Annotated in this window: 12 protein-coding genes and 4 tRNA genes; 11 read left to right on the top strand and 5 right to left on the bottom strand. The window is 59.4% G+C overall.

The annotated features are described in order from the left end of the window. Window positions 1-46: 46 nt before the first annotated feature. Both ASD60_RS22820 and dcd read right to left on the bottom strand, forming a co-directional pair. Entirely contained in the window at window positions 47-256 is a 210-nt protein-coding gene (locus ASD60_RS22820; protein ID WP_056856149.1) for a hypothetical protein, read from the bottom strand. Between the two features lie 105 nt (window positions 257-361). After that, complete coding sequence (gene dcd / locus ASD60_RS22825) at window positions 362-928, bottom strand: dCTP deaminase (RefSeq protein ID WP_007940589.1); 567 nt, start codon at window positions 926-928, stop codon at window positions 362-364. A 353-nt stretch (window positions 929-1281) separates the two neighbouring features. On the opposite strand from dcd, the gene ASD60_RS22830 reads away from it, so the two are divergent. Beyond that, window positions 1282-1491, top strand: a complete 210-nt coding sequence (locus tag ASD60_RS22830; RefSeq protein ID WP_002554837.1) for a cold-shock protein — start codon at window positions 1282-1284, stop codon at window positions 1489-1491. Between the two features lie 185 nt (window positions 1492-1676). Here the strand turns inward: ASD60_RS22830 and ASD60_RS22835 are convergent, their stop codons facing one another. Further along, the gene (locus ASD60_RS22835; protein WP_056856150.1) at window positions 1677-2684 is read right to left on the bottom strand and encodes a DUF481 domain-containing protein; all 1008 of its coding nucleotides are present in this window, start codon (window positions 2682-2684) and stop codon (window positions 1677-1679) included. Between the two features lie 163 nt (window positions 2685-2847). On the opposite strand from ASD60_RS22835, the gene ASD60_RS22840 reads away from it, so the two are divergent. From ASD60_RS22840 to ASD60_RS22855, 4 genes are all read left to right on the top strand, one after another. Then, on the top strand, window positions 2848-3201 hold the full coding sequence (locus ASD60_RS22840) for an MGMT family protein (protein ID WP_056856151.1): 354 nt from the start codon (window positions 2848-2850) through the stop codon (window positions 3199-3201). Between the two features lie 44 nt (window positions 3202-3245). Beyond that, a complete protein-coding gene (locus tag ASD60_RS22845) occupies window positions 3246-4805 on the top strand; it encodes an AmpG family muropeptide MFS transporter (protein WP_056856152.1) in 1560 nt (519 codons plus the stop codon). A 143-nt stretch (window positions 4806-4948) separates the two neighbouring features. Continuing rightward, on the top strand, window positions 4949-6664 hold the full coding sequence (locus ASD60_RS22850; protein ID WP_056856153.1) for a proline--tRNA ligase: 1716 nt from the start codon (window positions 4949-4951) through the stop codon (window positions 6662-6664). A gap of 17 nt (window positions 6665-6681) precedes the next feature. Next, the gene (locus ASD60_RS22855) at window positions 6682-7635 is read left to right on the top strand and encodes a hypothetical protein (RefSeq protein ID WP_056856154.1); all 954 of its coding nucleotides are present in this window, start codon (window positions 6682-6684) and stop codon (window positions 7633-7635) included. 126 nt (window positions 7636-7761) lie between these two features. On the opposite strand, the gene dinB is transcribed toward ASD60_RS22855, so the two are convergent. Continuing rightward, entirely contained in the window at window positions 7762-8823 is a 1062-nt protein-coding gene (gene dinB / locus ASD60_RS22860; protein ID WP_056856155.1) for a DNA polymerase IV, read from the bottom strand. 301 nt (window positions 8824-9124) lie between these two features. On the opposite strand from dinB, the gene ASD60_RS22865 reads away from it, so the two are divergent. From ASD60_RS22865 to ASD60_RS22890, 6 genes are all read left to right on the top strand, one after another. Then, a tRNA-Met gene (locus tag ASD60_RS22865) sits at window positions 9125-9201 on the top strand. Between the two features lie 23 nt (window positions 9202-9224). After that, window positions 9225-9301 (top strand) — tRNA-Met (locus ASD60_RS22870). A gap of 224 nt (window positions 9302-9525) precedes the next feature. Then, window positions 9526-9602, top strand: a tRNA-Met gene (locus ASD60_RS22875). Between the two features lie 46 nt (window positions 9603-9648). Beyond that, window positions 9649-9725: transfer RNA gene (locus ASD60_RS22880), tRNA-Met, on the top strand. Window positions 9726-10003: 278 nt separating this feature from the next. Then, window positions 10004-12646: a bifunctional lysylphosphatidylglycerol flippase/synthetase MprF gene (mprF, locus tag ASD60_RS22885; RefSeq protein ID WP_056856156.1), complete on the top strand. Its 2643-nt coding sequence runs from the start codon at window positions 10004-10006 to the stop codon at window positions 12644-12646. Continuing rightward, a complete protein-coding gene (locus ASD60_RS22890; protein WP_056856157.1) occupies window positions 12646-13944 on the top strand; it encodes a virulence factor family protein in 1299 nt (432 codons plus the stop codon). Before mprF ends, ASD60_RS22890 begins: the two co-directional genes overlap by 1 nt. A 255-nt stretch (window positions 13945-14199) precedes the next feature. On the opposite strand, the gene ASD60_RS22895 is transcribed toward ASD60_RS22890, so the two are convergent. After that, entirely contained in the window at window positions 14200-16101 is a 1902-nt protein-coding gene (locus tag ASD60_RS22895; protein ID WP_056856158.1) for a potassium transporter Kup, read from the bottom strand. Window positions 16102-16168 lie beyond the last annotated feature (67 nt).

Raw genomic sequence — 16168 nt, forward strand, 5'->3', positions numbered from 1 at the left:
TTCATCGCGAGCAGGCTCGCTCCTACAGACAACGGTCCGGTGTTGATCAGGCCACAGGCGCGGGAGGCGGTTCGTCCGGAAGAGTCGGCTCACCTGGCTCGGTAGGTTGTTCGTTGGGGGTATCAGGATCAGGCTGGCCGGGAATGCCCCCTGCCATGCTGATCGTCGGGTGTGCCAGCAAGGACCAGGCTAAAACGCCAACCTGATTGGGCTCGAGCCTTGCCAGTTCGGCACTTATTTGCGGGTCGATCTTCATAAAGCACTCCTGAGCGATGGCCCGATCTGCCTTGCGCGGATCGGAAGTACACTCCATAGAGTGTACGCTCGCTCAGGAATTCCCACGGTTTGTCGGACGGTTGACTCAGGTTCGTGGCAGGGTCACGCCACGCTGGCCCTGATACTTGCCGCCACGGTCCTTGTAGGACACTTCGCACTCTTCGTCGGATTCGAGGAACAGCATCTGCGCCACGCCCTCGTTGGCGTAGATTTTCGCCGGCAGATTGGTGGTGTTGGAAAACTCCAGGGTCACGTGGCCTTCCCACTCCGGCTCCAGCGGCGTGACGTTGACGATGATGCCGCAACGCGCGTAGGTGCTTTTACCCAGGCAGATGGTCAATACATTGCGCGGGATGCGGAAGTACTCGACGGTGCTGGCCAGGGCAAAGGAGTTCGGCGGGATGATGCACACGTCGCTGTGGATATCGACGAAGCTGCCGGCATCGAAGTTTTTCGGGTCGACGATGGCGGAGTTGATGTTGGTGAACACCTTGAAATGATTGGTGCAACGCACATCGTAGCCGTAGCTGGACACGCCGTAGGAGATCACACGGCTATCGTCGCTGCCACGCATCTGGCGCTCTACGAACGGCTCGATCATGCCGTGCTCTTGCGCCATGCGGCGAATCCACTTGTCCGATTTGATGCTCATGGCGGTGTCCTGAATAGCGAGGTGGAAAAAATCTGTCCGGCATCTTACCGGGGCGCGCCGCCGGGTTCAAAGCACTGGGCGCAATTCTCGATGATCCTGCCGAAATTACGGACCTTCGAAGCAATACGATGCACCGTCGATCACGAAAACCGAGAAACCTTCGCAAGAAGCATTGGCACGTCTCGGAAAAAGGGTTAAGGTGGCGCCACTGTGCTGCTTGTGTCACTGAGAATCTCTACACGATATGTTGAATTTCGATCCAACCATCTACAAGAATTTTTCCTGCTCTTTGCACTCAGTCTCGGCCAGGGTTCTTCCTGAGTCGCAGTTATCTTTGTTCAAGGAGTTACACCATGTCTAATCGCCAAACCGGTACCGTTAAGTGGTTCAACGATGAAAAAGGCTTCGGCTTCATCACTCCACAATCCGGTGACGACCTGTTCGTTCACTTCAAAGCTATCCAATCCGACGGCTTCAAAAGCCTGAAAGAAGGCCAACAGGTTTCTTTCATCGCTACCCGCGGTCAGAAAGGCATGCAAGCTGAAGAAGTTCAAGTTATCTAACTTGTACTTGCTTTAGTAAAAGGCCCCGCCCTCAAAAGCGGGGCTTTTTTGTGGGCGAGTGTTTTGTCGGCCAAGAGCTTTTGATTGCGCTGACGCCATCGCGGGCAAGCCTCGCTCCTGCAGATATCCAATGACTCTGTAGAAACGAGGCTTGCCCGCAATGGGTTATAGATGTGGAAACGGGTTTACCAGGTCACACCAAATCCTGCGGTGTACCGGGTCTTGTCCAGGTCGGCTTCTTGCGTACCATCGACGATGTCGCGTTCAGCCTTGAGATTGAGCGAAGCCCAGTCGGTCACCTTGTAGCGCAAGCCCATCTCGGCATCCAGCGCATACTCGGCCACGCCGGACAGTGGCTTGCCCACCTCGCCATTGGTGAAGAACTCGACTTTCTTGCCGATCAGGTAGCGGTTGTAATCCCACTTCATCGCCACGGAATAAAAGTTGTCCTTACTACCGTCGGCAAATTGATAATCCGTGCGGTTGATCAGCGAGCCGAGGGAGAACGCCCCCAGCTCGTTATCCCAGAACTGGTAACCCGGACCGGTACCGACCGTGCGTTGACGGGACAGGTCTTCAACCTTGTCCCGCTTATAGACCAGTCGACCCTGCCAGAACCACTTTTCGGTCAGGAAGCGGTCGAGGGAGTACTCGGCCCGCCAGTTGTCCGTAGTCACCACATCGTCCTGGAACTCGCGGTTGTACTCGCCTTCCGCAATGTGGCGCCAGCGACCATGACGCGCGGATGTCTTGAAGTCGACATCGTAATCGTCGGTGTCCTTGTCGGCGCGCTGGTAATCCAGAGCTGCATCAATGTTGCCTTTCCAGACCAGATCCTCGACGACAGGCTTGGGCTTGAGCATCTGCTGAATGCTCGCCAACTCCACCGTCTTGGGCGCATCACCGTTGGCCAGAGTTACCTTGCCATCCTCCGCCGCGTGCAACGACTTGGCCACCTCCCCGGTGTAGGCATCCTGCTTGACCAGCAGATGTTGATCGCTCTCCAGGGTTTTCACCTTGTTCCAGTCGATCGGCACGGCACCGGCATACTCGGTCTGAACCAGCAGCTTGCCGCCATCGAACAGGATGATCTTGCCGCTCAACTTGTCACCGTTCTTCAACCAGACGGTATCCGCGAGCAAAGGAGTGGAGGCACTGACGACAGCGAGGCACAGCAGGGTTCTGGACAACATAAGCAAATACAGGCTCAGGTTCGCGAAAAAAAGTCGGCATTATCCGCAGGAATAAGGCCCTAGCAAGGACTGACCCGACTATTTCTATTGAGTTCATTTCTCAATTGGCGATCGAGGATTTACTCTACGGACGGTACTGTAATTTTTTTCAGGGACTGCGCACGTGACCGAAACAGAAGCTGAACCCGAAAGCGCAGCGCAAATCCGACGCACGGCGCTCTATCTGACCCTGGCCCAAGTGCCCGAAGGCAAAGTGGTGAGCTACGGTCAGTTGGCGGAGTTGGCCGGTTTGGGCCGGGCCGCGCGCTGGGTCGGACGGACCCTGAGCCAACTGCCCGCAGACAGCAAGCTACCCTGGCACCGCGTACTTGGCGCCGGAGGGCGCATCAGCCTCCCCGTTGGCAGCCCGTCGGGGGATGAACAACGCGCGCGATTGCGCATGGAGGGCATCAGTATCCTGAATAATCGTGTTGATATTCAGCGCCATGGGTGGCGCCCGGTAGAGCACAGCGGTTAGAGTGCGCGCTTTGTTTCCGTATTTCTTGAGGCAGACTCCAGCCCATGCCCCGTAAAACCTGGCGCGCCGCGCTCGCTGCCTATGCCAGCCCCTCGACGCTTGTACTGCTATTGCTGGGTTTCGCCGCCGGCCTGCCCTACATGCTGGTGTTCTCGACGCTTTCCGTCTGGCTGCGTGAAGCCGGCGTGGCGCGCGAGACCATCGGCTACGCCAGCCTGATCGGCCTGGCCTACGCCTTCAAATGGGTCTGGTCGCCCTTGCTCGACCAATGGCGCCTGCCCTTGCTCGGCAAGCTCGGTCGTCGACGTTCCTGGCTGGTGCTTTCCCAGGCACTGGTGATCCTCGGCCTGGTCGGCATGGGCTTTTGCGACCCGCAAAAACATTTGTCCTGGCTGATCGCCATCGCTGTAGTGGTCGCGTTCGCCTCGGCGACGCAGGATATTGCGGTTGACGCCTATCGCCTGGAAATCGCCGAAGACAATCGCCAGGCTGCCCTGGCCGCCAGCTACATGTCCGGTTATCGAATCGCGGCGCTGCTGGCCACGGCCGGCGCGCTGTTCTTCGCCGAAGGTTTCGGCTCCACCGGCTTCAACTACAAGCACTCCGCCTGGGCCGGCACGTACCTGCTGTTCGGCGCCTTGATGGTTCCGGCGCTGCTGACCTCGTTGTTCATGCGCGAACCGCCCGTGCCGCTGCGCACGCAATTGCAGGCCGGACGCTACAGTTTCGTGCATCAATTGGCCTCGGTGTTCGTTCTGATCGTACTGCTGGTTTCCGTGCCGGCCATGTTCACCCAGCTCTACAACACCGACTTCGCCAGCGTGCTGTTCGAAGGTGTGAGCCCGCTTGACCTGCTGCTCCAGGACCGCGCCTTCCTGCGGGCAATCCTCTACACCACGCTCACCGCCCTGTGCCTGTCAGCCATGGGCCGTCGCGGGCTGGCGCCGGTGCTGACTCCGGTCAACGACTTCATTCTTCGCTATCGCTGGCAAGCGCTGCTGCTGCTTGGCCTGATCGCCACTTACCGGATGTCCGACACGGTCATGGGCGTGATGGCCAACGTGTTCTATATCGACCAGGGTTTCACCAAAGACCAGATCGCCAGCGTCAGCAAGATCTTTGGCCTGATCATGACCCTGGTGGGTGCCGGCATGGGTGGCCTGCTGATCGTGCGTTTCGGCATCCTGCCGATCCTGTTCATCGGCGGCGTGGCCTCCGCTGGGACCAACATCCTGTTCCTGATGCTCGCCGACATGGGTGCCAACCTGAACATGCTGGTATTGACCATTTCACTGGACAACTTCAGTTCCGGCCTTGCGACCTCGGCATTCGTGGCCTATCTGTCGAGCCTGACCAACCTCAAATTCTCCGCCACCCAATACGCCCTGCTCAGCTCGATCATGCTCTTGCTGCCGCGCCTGATCGGCGGTTACTCCGGGGTCATGGTGGAAAAATTCGGCTACCACAATTTCTTCCTGATCACTGCCCTGCTGGGTGTTCCGACGCTGCTGCTGATCGCCTTGCACTGGTTCCAGGAAAGTCGCCGCGAGGGTCCGACCCCCACACCGGAACCCGTACCGACGCAGGTAGCGGAAGAATCGTAGGAAGAATCTGCAGGAAACAACCTGGAGGGCGCAGCGATTCCCGCCCTCCCGCCACACCGCCGACCGCACGCCTGTACGACAGCGGATCTCGCCCGTACAATGCTCCGTCATTTCTCGTCATCAGCAATCGATAACGGCCAACCATGCGCACCAGTCAATTTTTGCTCGCCACACAGAAAGAAACGCCTTCCGACGCGGTCGTGATCAGCCACCAGCTGATGCTGCGCGCCGGCATGATCCGCAAACTTGCCTCGGGCCTGTACACCTGGCTGCCGATGGGCTTGCGAGTGATGCGCAAGGTCGAAGCCGTCGTTCGTGAAGAAATGAACGCCGCCGGCTCGCTCGAAGTGTTGATGCCGAGCACGCAACCGGCTGAACTGTGGCAGGAATCCGGTCGCTGGGAAGAGTACGGCCCTGAATTGCTGCGCTTCAAGGATCGCCACGGTCGCGATTTCTGCGCCGGCCCGACCCACGAAGAAGTGATCACCGATCTGATGCGCAACGAGTTGAGCAGCTACAAGCAGCTGCCGATCAACCTGTACCAGATCCAGACCAAATTCCGTGACGAAATCCGCCCACGCTTCGGTTTGATGCGCGGCCGTGAATTCATCATGAAGGACGCCTATTCGTTCCACGCTGACCAGCCGTCGCTGCAGGTCACCTACGACCGCATGCACCAGGCGTACTGCAACGTGTTTACCCGTCTGGGCCTGAAGTTTCGCCCTGTAGAAGCCGACAACGGCTCCATCGGTGGCGCCGGTTCCCACGAGTTCCACGTGCTGGCTGAGTCCGGCGAAGACGACATCGTTTTCAGCAACGGTTCCGACTACGCGGCGAACATCGAGAAAGCCGAAGCCGTGCCGCGCGAAACTTCGCGTGCCGCACCGACCGAAGAACTGCGTCTGGTCGACACACCGAACGCCAAGACCATTGCGCAACTGGTCGAAGGCTTCAACCTGCCGATCGAGAAAACCATCAAGACCCTCGTGGTTCACGCCGAAGAGCCAGGCAAGCTGATTGCCTTGATCATCCGTGGCGATCACGAGCTGAACGAAATCAAGGCCGCCAACCAACCTGGCGTCGCCAGCCCGCTGGTCATGGCCTCGGAAAGCGAACTGCGCGACGCCATCGGCGCGGGTGCCGGTTCTCTCGGCCCGTTGAACCTGCCACTGCCGATCATCATCGACCGTTCGGTCGAACTGATGAGCGATTTCGGCATCGGTGCGAACATCGACGACAAGCACTACTTCGGCGTGAACTGGGAGCGCGACTTGCCGGTTCCAACCGTTGCCGACCTGCGTAACGTGGTTTCCGGCGACCCAAGCCCTGACGGCAAAGGCACCCTGGAAATCAAGCGCGGCATCGAAGTCGGGCACATCTTCCAGCTGGGCAACAAGTACAGCAAGGCGATGAAGTGCGAAGTACTGGGCGAGAACGGCAAGCCGGTGACCCTGGAAATGGGCTGCTACGGCATTGGCGTTTCACGCGTGGTGGCGGCTGCCATCGAACAGAACAACGACGACAAAGGCATCATCTGGAGCGACGCGCTAGCGCCTTTCCAGATCGCCCTGGTGCCGTTGCGCTATGAAACCGACCTGGTTCGCGAAGCCACCGACAAGCTGTATGCAGAACTGACTGCCGCCGGCTTCGAAGTGCTGCTGGACGACCGCGACAAGAAAACCAGCCCGGGCATCAAGTTCGCAGACATGGAGCTGATCGGCATTCCTCACCGGATCGTGGTCAGCGACCGCGGCCTCGCCGAAGGCAACCTGGAATACAAGAGCCGTACCGAGGCCGAGCCGCAAGCGCTGCCGGTCGCCGACGTACTGCCTTTCCTTCAGGCCCGTATCCGCCGCTGAAACCAGATAGAGACGTCATGTTCAAGCGAAACACCTTAGGCCTCGGTGGTGCCGCCCTGTGCGGCGCCCTGCTGGTCAGCGGCTGTGCCAACCACATGTCACAACGCAGCGAGCACGAGGAACGTGTCGAGCGCAAATTGCTCGATCACAGCCTGCAGATCGATGTCGGTGAGCCCAAGGTGCTTGAGCTGCCGCAGCGCCGGGTGAAAATCCACGAGCAAAAGACCTTCGAAGTCACCGAGTTCGAGGTCACGCGCCATTACGATCGCTACACGCCGTACCAACCCTGGCGGGAAATCTACGAGATCCCGCTGGGCGCTGTAGCGGTGGTCGGTGGCGTCGGTGCGAACGTGGTCAATGTGTTTGCCCTGGGCAACCTTCCGGATAGCGTGACCAAGGACTGGTTCAGTTACGGCTTTGCCGGACTCAACCCGTTCATGAACACGCAATCCAATGGTCGTGCGCAACAGAACCTGGCCGGGATCGATGAGGTCCAGCTCGACAAGCGCACGGAGTACTCGAGCCTGCCATGGAGCGAGCGTCCAGTGCAGGTCAAGGCCGGCAAGGAAACCTTCGAGCTGAGCACCGACAAAAACGGCGTATTGCGTCTGAACCTGTTGGACAGCCCGTTCGCCGAACATGACCTCAATCATCTGAGCAAGCTGCAGATCAATGTCGAGGACGCCAAGGACGACGTGCATACCGACTCGTCCCTCGCCCTCAGCAATACCTTGCGTGGCAAGCTGCTCGAAGCCCACGGGTTGATTTACGACGACCTCGAAGACGACGAAGTAAGCCAGTGGGTACACCGGGTCAAGCGCCTGTCGGAATTGGGCCTGGAGGAAGAGGCCAGCGAGCTGGAACAGAGCCTGATTGAACTGACGCGCAACGACCCAGAGTTGCAGACAGAATTTCTGAAGTCGCTGACCAAGGATGCCGGGCGGCTGGTTGCGGATCCGGGGCCGAATTAAGGCCTGAAAGAATCGCGGGCAAGCCTTGCTCCTACAGGATTTATGTCGTCGCCGATATTTTGATCGACTCGAATCCTGTAGGAGCAAGGCTTGCCCGCGATGAGGCCCTGAAAATCACCGAAAAATCTAACGTTCAAACAACTCCATCTGCTCAAACCCGCCCCGCAAGTCCTCCAGCCTGACCCCCACTCCCAACAACCGCACGGGTTTACCGCCGCGATTGAACGCCTGGGTCAATAACAGCTGATAACTCCCCAGATCCCGCCCTGCCCCGGCCTGTTCCAGCGTGGTCTGCGTGAAGTCGTGAAACTTCACTTTGACGAACGGCTTGCCCGGCCGATAGCTGCTGTCGATTCGCGCCATTCGGGTTTTGAGGGTTTCCAACAACTCCGGCAGCTTGTCCAGGCAACTGCGCAAATCCGGCAGATCAACATCGTAGGTATTTTCGACACTGATGGATTGCCGACGGCTATCGTTATGCACCTGGCGATCATCGATCCCACGCGCCAGGCTCCAGAGTCGCTCACCAAAGCTGCCGAATTCACGCACCAGCGCCAACTTGTCCCACTCGCGCAAGTGTGAGCAATCGATGATGCCGAGCTTGCCCAACCGCTCGGCGGTGACTTTGCCGACCCCATGCAGTTTGCTGACCGGTAATCCACTGACAAAGTCTTCGACCTGATCCGGCGTGATGACAAACAAACCATTGGGTTTCTTCCAGTCACTGGCGATCTTGGCAAGAAACTTGTTCGGCGCCACCCCTGCTGACACCGTTATGTGCAGCTGATTGGAAACGCGACGACGGATATCCTGGGCGATTCGCGTGGCACTCCCGCCGAAATGAGCACTGTCCGATACGTCGAGGTAAGCCTCATCCAGAGAAAGCGGCTCGATGATCTCGGTGTAATCGCGGAAAATCGTATGAATTTCCTTCGATGCTTCTCTATAGGCGTCCATACGCGGCTTGACGATGGTCAGGTCCGGACACAGCTTCAATGCATGCCCGGAAGACATGGCCGAGCGCACACCGTAGGCCCGCGCCTCGTAATTGCAGGTGGCGATCACGCCACGCCGATCCGCCGAGCCTCCCACCGCCAGCGGCTTGCCGGCCAGGCGCGGGTCATCACGCATCTCGATGGCGGCGTAGAAACAGTCACAATCGACGTGGATGATTTTTCGCTGGGTCATATCAACGCGGTGTTCGTGATGAAGAATGGGAGACACACGGTGTAGGACAGGCAGTATCTCATCGACACCTGTATATAGCACCAGTAGTACTGAATGTTCTCACGCAGCTGTAGGAAAAACCTTTGGTGAATTTATTTTCTCAATCGAAACGCCTCGACCAATAGAGCCGGAACCCTTGCCAGGCTTGGGCTGCAGCCCGATCCAGAGTCTCCTTTAATACCTAAGCAGTTGAAGCAAAACGGATTTTATCGATCCTACGGGTTGACACCCCGGCCATTCTCTATAGAATGCGCCACACAGACGCGGGATGGAGCAGTCTGGTAGCTCGTCGGGCTCATAACCCGAAGGTCGTCGGTTCAAATCCGGCTCCCGCAACCAAACATCAAAAAAGGCTGGACAGACGCGGGATGGAGCAGTCTGGTAGCTCGTCGGGCTCATAACCCGAAGGTCGTCGGTTCAAATCCGGCTCCCGCAACCAAACATCAAAAAAGGCTGCTCGAAAGAGTGGCCTTTTTTGTGCGCGCCTGTTTTTTATTCGGCAGAGCTTCTATTGATGCTCAAGGCATTCAAATGGGAAATCGTTGCGATTCTGCAACTTAAGCCGCACCTGCGACCGTTTGCCGCTCTTCTACGTTTATTTGACCCTTCCCGGGATTAACGGTTGACACCTCGCCGATACTCTATAGAATGCCGCCACACAGACGCGGGATGGAGCAGTCTGGTAGCTCGTCGGGCTCATAACCCGAAGGTCGTCGGTTCAAATCCGGCTCCCGCAACCAAACATCAAAACCCTCGCCGATACTCTATAGAATGCCGCCACACAGACGCGGGATGGAGCAGTCTGGTAGCTCGTCGGGCTCATAACCCGAAGGTCGTCGGTTCAAATCCGGCTCCCGCAACCAAACATCAAAAAAGGCTACTCGAAAGAGTGGCCTTTTTTGTATCTGTTGAAAAAGTCCTTTCGCAACAATGATCTGTCACTGTGTCGCCAGCCATTGGGGATCACCCATGCGCCGAGTCCGGACTATGCTCTATCGCAGACTGAACCCTCTACGAGTGAAATCGCGCTCGCACCATCGCCCGGTGCGAGGCGTTAATATTTGTAATTATTTTTTTCTACAGGGATTGGTAACTTGGCTGGATACCTCCATCCTGTCGCGCACAATCCAAGAGGTGATTGATGCGCGCCAACTCGTCTGATTCACAAGACACCGTCACAGCGACACAACCGATCAAAGCCGAGCGACTGCGCTTGCTTGATCGCGTCAGTAAATACCGTCAGCCCATAGGTCTTGCGGTCACGTTGCTGTTGTTCGCGATCGCGCTGATTGCCTGTCGTCACCTGCTGAGCGAACTTGACCTGGACGCTCTGCACGACTCGATTCTCGAGGTTCCAAAACCGGCATTGCTCGGTGCACTGGGCGCGACCGTGGCAGGCTTCATCCTATTGCTGGGCTATGAATGGTCAGCCAGTCGCTATGCCGGTGTGAGCCTGCCCGCGCGCACCGTGGCCCTGGGCGGTTTCAGCGCTTTCGCCATTGGCAATGCCATCGGCCTGTCGATGCTGTCGGGTGGCTCGGTTCGCTACCGTTTATATGCGCGTCATGGCCTGGGGGCTTCTGAGGTTGCGCACATGACGCTGTTTGCCAGCCTGTCGCTCGGTTGCGCCCTGCCGCCACTGGCGGCACTGGCGACACTCAGCAATCTGCCCGCGGCCTCTGCGGCCCTGGGGCTCTCAGAGATCTTGCTCGGTGCCATCGCTGCCGGCGTACTGCTGTTGTTCAGCGTGCTGGCCGTCGGACTGTACCGTCGCCGCCTGCCGGAACAACCCTACGCCGATAACCTGCTGGTCAAGATTGGTCGTCGCACCTTGCGCTTGCCCGGGCGCCGCCTGACGTTCCTGCAACTGCTCATCACCGCTCTGGACGTGGCCGCCGCCGCGACCGTGCTGTATCTCCTGCTGCCCGAAGCTCCGCCCTTCGGCGCATTCCTGCTGGTGTACCTCCTGGCGCTGGCGGCGGGCGTGCTCAGTCATGTGCCCGGCGGCGTCGGGGTGTTCGAGGCGATCTTGCTCGCGGCCTTTTCCGACAAGCTCGGCGCCGCGCCACTGGCCGCCGCCCTGCTGCTTTATCGCTTGATCTACGTGGTGCTGCCGATGCTGGTGGCTTGCCTGCTGCTGTTGATCAACGAAGGGCAGCGCCTGTTCCAGACCCGTCAGACGCTGCGTGCCGCGTCTGGCCTGGCAGCGCCGATTCTCGCGGTGCTGGTGTTTCTTTCCGGGGTAGTGCTGTTGTTTTCCGGAGCAACGCCGGAAATCGACACCCGCCTGGAACACATCGGCTTTCTGATTCCGCATCGACTGGTCGACGCCTCGCACTTGGGCGCCAGCCTGATCGGCGTGTTGTGCCTGCTGCTCGCCCAGGGTTTGCGTCGGCGACTGTCGGCAGCGTGGATGCTCACCACCATTCTGCTGCTGGTCGGCGCCCTGCTCTCTCTACTCAAGGGTTTCGACTGGGAAGAAGCCAGCCTGATGGTCTTGACCGCGAGCCTGCTCGGGGTTTTCCGCCGCTCGTTCTACCGTCCGAGCCGTCTGACCGAACTGCCGTTTTCGCCGTTGTACCTGGTGGCCAGCCTGTGCGTACTCGGTGCTTCGATGTGGCTGCTGCTGTTCGCCTATCAGGACGTTCCCTACAGCCATCAGCTGTGGTGGCAGTTCACCCTGGACGCCGATGCTCCCCGTGGCTTGCGCTCGCTGCTCGGCGCCGCGGTGCTGCTGGTGGTGGTATCCCTGACCTGGCTGCTGCGCACGGCCCGCCCGGTGATTCATCTGCCGACGCCCGATGAACTGGAGCGCGCCAGCAAGATCCTCATGGCCTCGGCGCAACCGGACGGCGGCCTGGCCCTCACCGGCGACAAGGCGCTGCTGTTCCACCCCAACGACGAGGCGTTCCTGATGTATGCCCGTCGTGGCCGCAGCCTTGTGGCATTGTATGACCCGATTGGCCCTGCCCAGCAACGAGCGGAAATGATCTGGCAGTTCCGTGACCTGTGTGACATCCACCACGCCCGTCCGGTGTTCTATCAAGTGCGCGCGGAGAACCTGCCGTACTACATGGACATCGGCCTGACCGCGATCAAGCTCGGTGAAGAAGCCCGGGTCGATCTCAAGCGTTTTGATCTCGAAGCCAAGGGCAAGGAGATGAAGGACCTGCGCTACACCTGGAACCGTGGCACCCGCGATGGCTTGTCGCTGGAAATCCACGAACCGGGCCAGGCGCCGATGGATGAGCTCAAGGTGATTTCCGATGCCTGGCTGACTGGCAAGAACGTGCGTGAGAAAGGCTTCTCCCTGGGGCGGTTCAGCGATGACTACCTCAAGCATTTCCGTATTGCGGTGATCCGTTTCGAGGGGCGCCCGGTGGCATTCGCCAACCTGCTCGAGACCTACAGCCACGATCTGGCCAGCCTCGACCTGATGCGCGCGCACCCGGACGCTCCCAAGCTGACCATGGAGTTCATGATGGTCGGCCTGATTCAACATTATAAAAATCATGGATACGCGCGCTTCAGCCTGGGCATGGTGCCATTGTCGGGGTTGCAACCCCGTCGCGGCGCACCGTTGACACAGCGCTTGGGCTCGATGGTATTCCGCCGTGGTGAGCAGCTCTACAACTTCCAAGGCTTGCGCCGCTTTAAAGACAAGTTCCAGCCTGACTGGGAACCCCGTTATATGGCCGTGCCCGCCGGACTCGATCCGCTGGTTGCGCTGGCCGACACTGCTGCCCTGATCGCGGGCGGCTTGACTGGATTGGTGAAACGCTGATGATTCAACGCTCCCTGAAATACATCCTGGCCGCACTGATCGTGCTGGCCGTGATTCTCGGCGGCGGTTTCTGGTACCTCAAACGCCCGGCACCAGAACCGACCCTCGAACAGCTCACACCGGCCGATGGCGCAGCCATGACCCGCGTCATTCCCGGCACCACGCCGAAGGCCCAGGTATTGGTGGCGGTCAACGATGATCAGAAACTCAATGACAAGCAACTGACCACCCTGAGCCGCAGCGCCTCGGCGCAGATCGTTCAGGTGATTCTGCCCAAGGATTGCCTGCTGCAAAGCCGCGCCTTGCAAGCGGGCCTGCGTGAACTGCAGGGGCCGGCCACGCTGGTCAGCGGCATCGGCCCGGGCGCCGTGCTGGCCTGGCGCTGGTTGTCGGAACAGAAGAACGATAAGGCCCAGGCCGTTTCCGTGGATCTGGCCCTGGAAAAACCCGGTGGCTGCACACACCTGTTGCCCAAAAGCGCCGCCCACGGCCACTGGCTGGTGGCATGGAACGACAACCCGGACGACACCAGTGCCGGCTTCGTGCGTGACCAGCCGAACGCCGAAACCAGCATCAGCGACTACGACATCAACCTGCCGCAAGTGCTGAACAACGAACTGCGCAAGATCCTCGTCGGCGGCGACAAAGCGGCAGGCGGCCTGCAGATTCCGGTGGTTGAAGTGCCCGCAGGCCAGGCCCGGGACACGGTCACCCTGTTCCTCTCCGGTGACGGTGGCTGGCGCGATCTGGACCGCGATGTCGCCGGCGAAATGGCCAAGATCGGTTACCCGGTGGTCGGCATCGACACCTTGCGTTACTACTGGCAGCACAAGAGTCCGGAACAGAGCGCCCTGGACCTGGCAGAACTGATGCAGCACTACCGGCAGAAATGGGGCACCAAGCGCTTCATTCTCACCGGTTACTCGTTCGGTGCCGACGTGCTGCCAGCGATCTACAACCGCCTGGCCGAATCGGAACAGAATCGCGTCGACGCAATCATCCTGCTGGCTTTCGCCCGTACCGGCAGCTTCGAAATCGAAGTCGAAGGCTGGCTCGGCAACGCCGGCAAGGAAGCCGCCACCGGTCCGGAAATGGCCAGGTTGCCAGCCGCTAAAGTGGTGTGCATCTACGGTGAAGAAGAAGTCGATGAAAGTGGTTGCACCGACAAGAGCGCCGTGGGCGAAGTCATCAAATTGCCCGGTGGCCACCACTTCGACGAAAACTACCCGGCGCTGGCCCAGCGTTTGGTGGGGGTGATCAAGAAACGCCAGCCGCAGGAAACCGAGGCTCAGGAGTGATCTGAGCAGCGTTTGCAAAAAAGCCCCCGCAGCGTTTCGGTTACGGGGGCTTTTTCATGACCGTTACTTGAACTCGACACAAATCCCTGTGGGAGCAGGCTTGCCGCGATAAGGGCATAACGTCCGACATCTCTGTCGACTGACACGCTGCCATCGCGGGCAAGCCCGCTCCCACAGGGTTTATCGCTGCCTTTGGATACGTCATAAAAAGCCCCCGCTGCCGCAAGGCAACGGGGGCTTTTTGATCTTGCAGTCTTACATCTCCACCTGTGTCCCCAACTCAATCACCCGGTTCAACGGCAGATTGAAGAAGCGCAGGTTGCCGTTGGCGTTCTGCAACATGAAGGCGAACAGTGCCTCGCGCCAGCGGGCCATGCCTTCGAGCTTGGAAGCGATGACGGTTTCGCGGCTGAGGAAGTAGGTGGTGCGCATAGGGCTGAAGTCCAGTTCATCGAGATGACACAGTTTCAGCGCCTTCGGCACGTCCGGCTCATCGGTGAAGCCAAAATGCAGGATTACCCGGAAGAAACCCTCGCCGTAGGAATCGACTTCGAAGCGCCGGCTCGGCGGCACTCGCGGGATGTCTTCGTACACCACCGTCAACAGCACCACTTGCTCGTGCAGCACCTGATTATGCAGAAGGTTGTGCAACAGAGCGTGAGGCACGGCGTCCGGCCGGGCGGTGAGGAACACAGCGGTACCCTGGACCCGATGCGGGGGCTGCACGGCGATACTGCTGATGAAGATCGGCAACGGCAATCCACCTTCATCAATGCGATCGACCAGCAACTGCTTGCCGCGCTTCCAAGTGGTCATGAGGACAAACAATGCGAGACCGGCAATCACGGGGAATGCCCCGCCCTGCACGATTTTCGGTACGTTGGCAGCGAAGTAAAGACCGTCCACCAACAGGAAACCAAGCAAGATCGGCACCGCAAGGATCGGCGGCCACTTCCACAGCAGCAGGATCACCGCCGACACCAGAATAGTGGTCATCAGCATGGTGCCCGTCACCGCCACACCGTAGGCGGAAGCCAGGGCGCCGGAGGATTCGAAACCTATCACCAGCAAAATCACGCCGACCATCAGTGCCCAGTTCACTGCACCGATGTAGATCTGGCCCTGTTCAGCGCTCGAGGTGTGCCGGATATGCATGCGCGGGATGTAGCCGAGCTGGATCGCCTGACGGGTCAAGGAGAACGCACCGGAAATCACCGCTTGCGAGGCAATCACCGTGGCCAGGGTCGACAGGCCGACCAGTGGGATCAACGCCCAACTTGGCGCCAGCAAGTAGAACGGGTTGCGAGCGGCTTCCGGGTCACCCAGCAGCAAGGCGCCTTGGCCGAAATAGTTGAGCACCAACGCCGGCAGCACGAGGATGAACCAGGCGCGGGCAATCGGCTTGCGACCGAAGTGGCCCATGTCCGCGTAGAGCGCTTCGGCACCGGTCAATGCCAGCACCACGGCGCCGAGAATCGCCACGCCCATGCCCGGATGCACGATGAAGAAACGCACACCCCAAACCGGGTTCATCGCTTGCAGGACTTCCGGGTGCTGAACGATGCCGTAGACACCGAGCGCTCCCAGCACCAGGAACCAGGTGACCATGATCGGCCCGAACAGAATGCCGATCCGTGCGGTGCCGTGACTCTGAATCAGGAACAGCGCCACCAGCACGATCAACGACAACGGCACCACCCAATGGTCGATCCCCTCGAATGCCAATCCCAGGCCTTCGATTGCCGACAATACGGAGATGGCCGGGGTGATCATGCTGTCGCCATAGAACAACGCCGCACCGATCAGCCCGCATACCACCAGAAGGCCACGCAGCTTGGCATGCCCTGACGCCGCTCGCCGTGCCAGCGCGGTCAGGGCCATGATCCCGCCTTCGCCCTGGTTGTCGGCGCGCAGGACAAACATCATGTATTTGATCGAAACGACCCAGATCAACGACCAGAAAATCAGCGCCAGAATACCTAACACGCCATCGTGATTGACTGGCACACCATACGCGCCTGAGAACACTTCTTTGAGGGTGTACAACGGACTGGTGCCGATATCGCCGTAAACCACCCCGACTGCTGCGACCAGCATGCCGATCGGCCTGGCCGCCGAATGCCCGGTCGCCTCTGCCTGACTACTTGCGTGCCCCATCCGACAACTCCTGATTACCAAACCCGGCTTCTTGAATGAAGCACTTTTCTGCAGCATGCGCTGTTTT

Source organism: Pseudomonas sp. Root562 (assembly GCF_001427125.1).
GTDB lineage: Bacteria > Pseudomonadota > Gammaproteobacteria > Pseudomonadales > Pseudomonadaceae > Aquipseudomonas.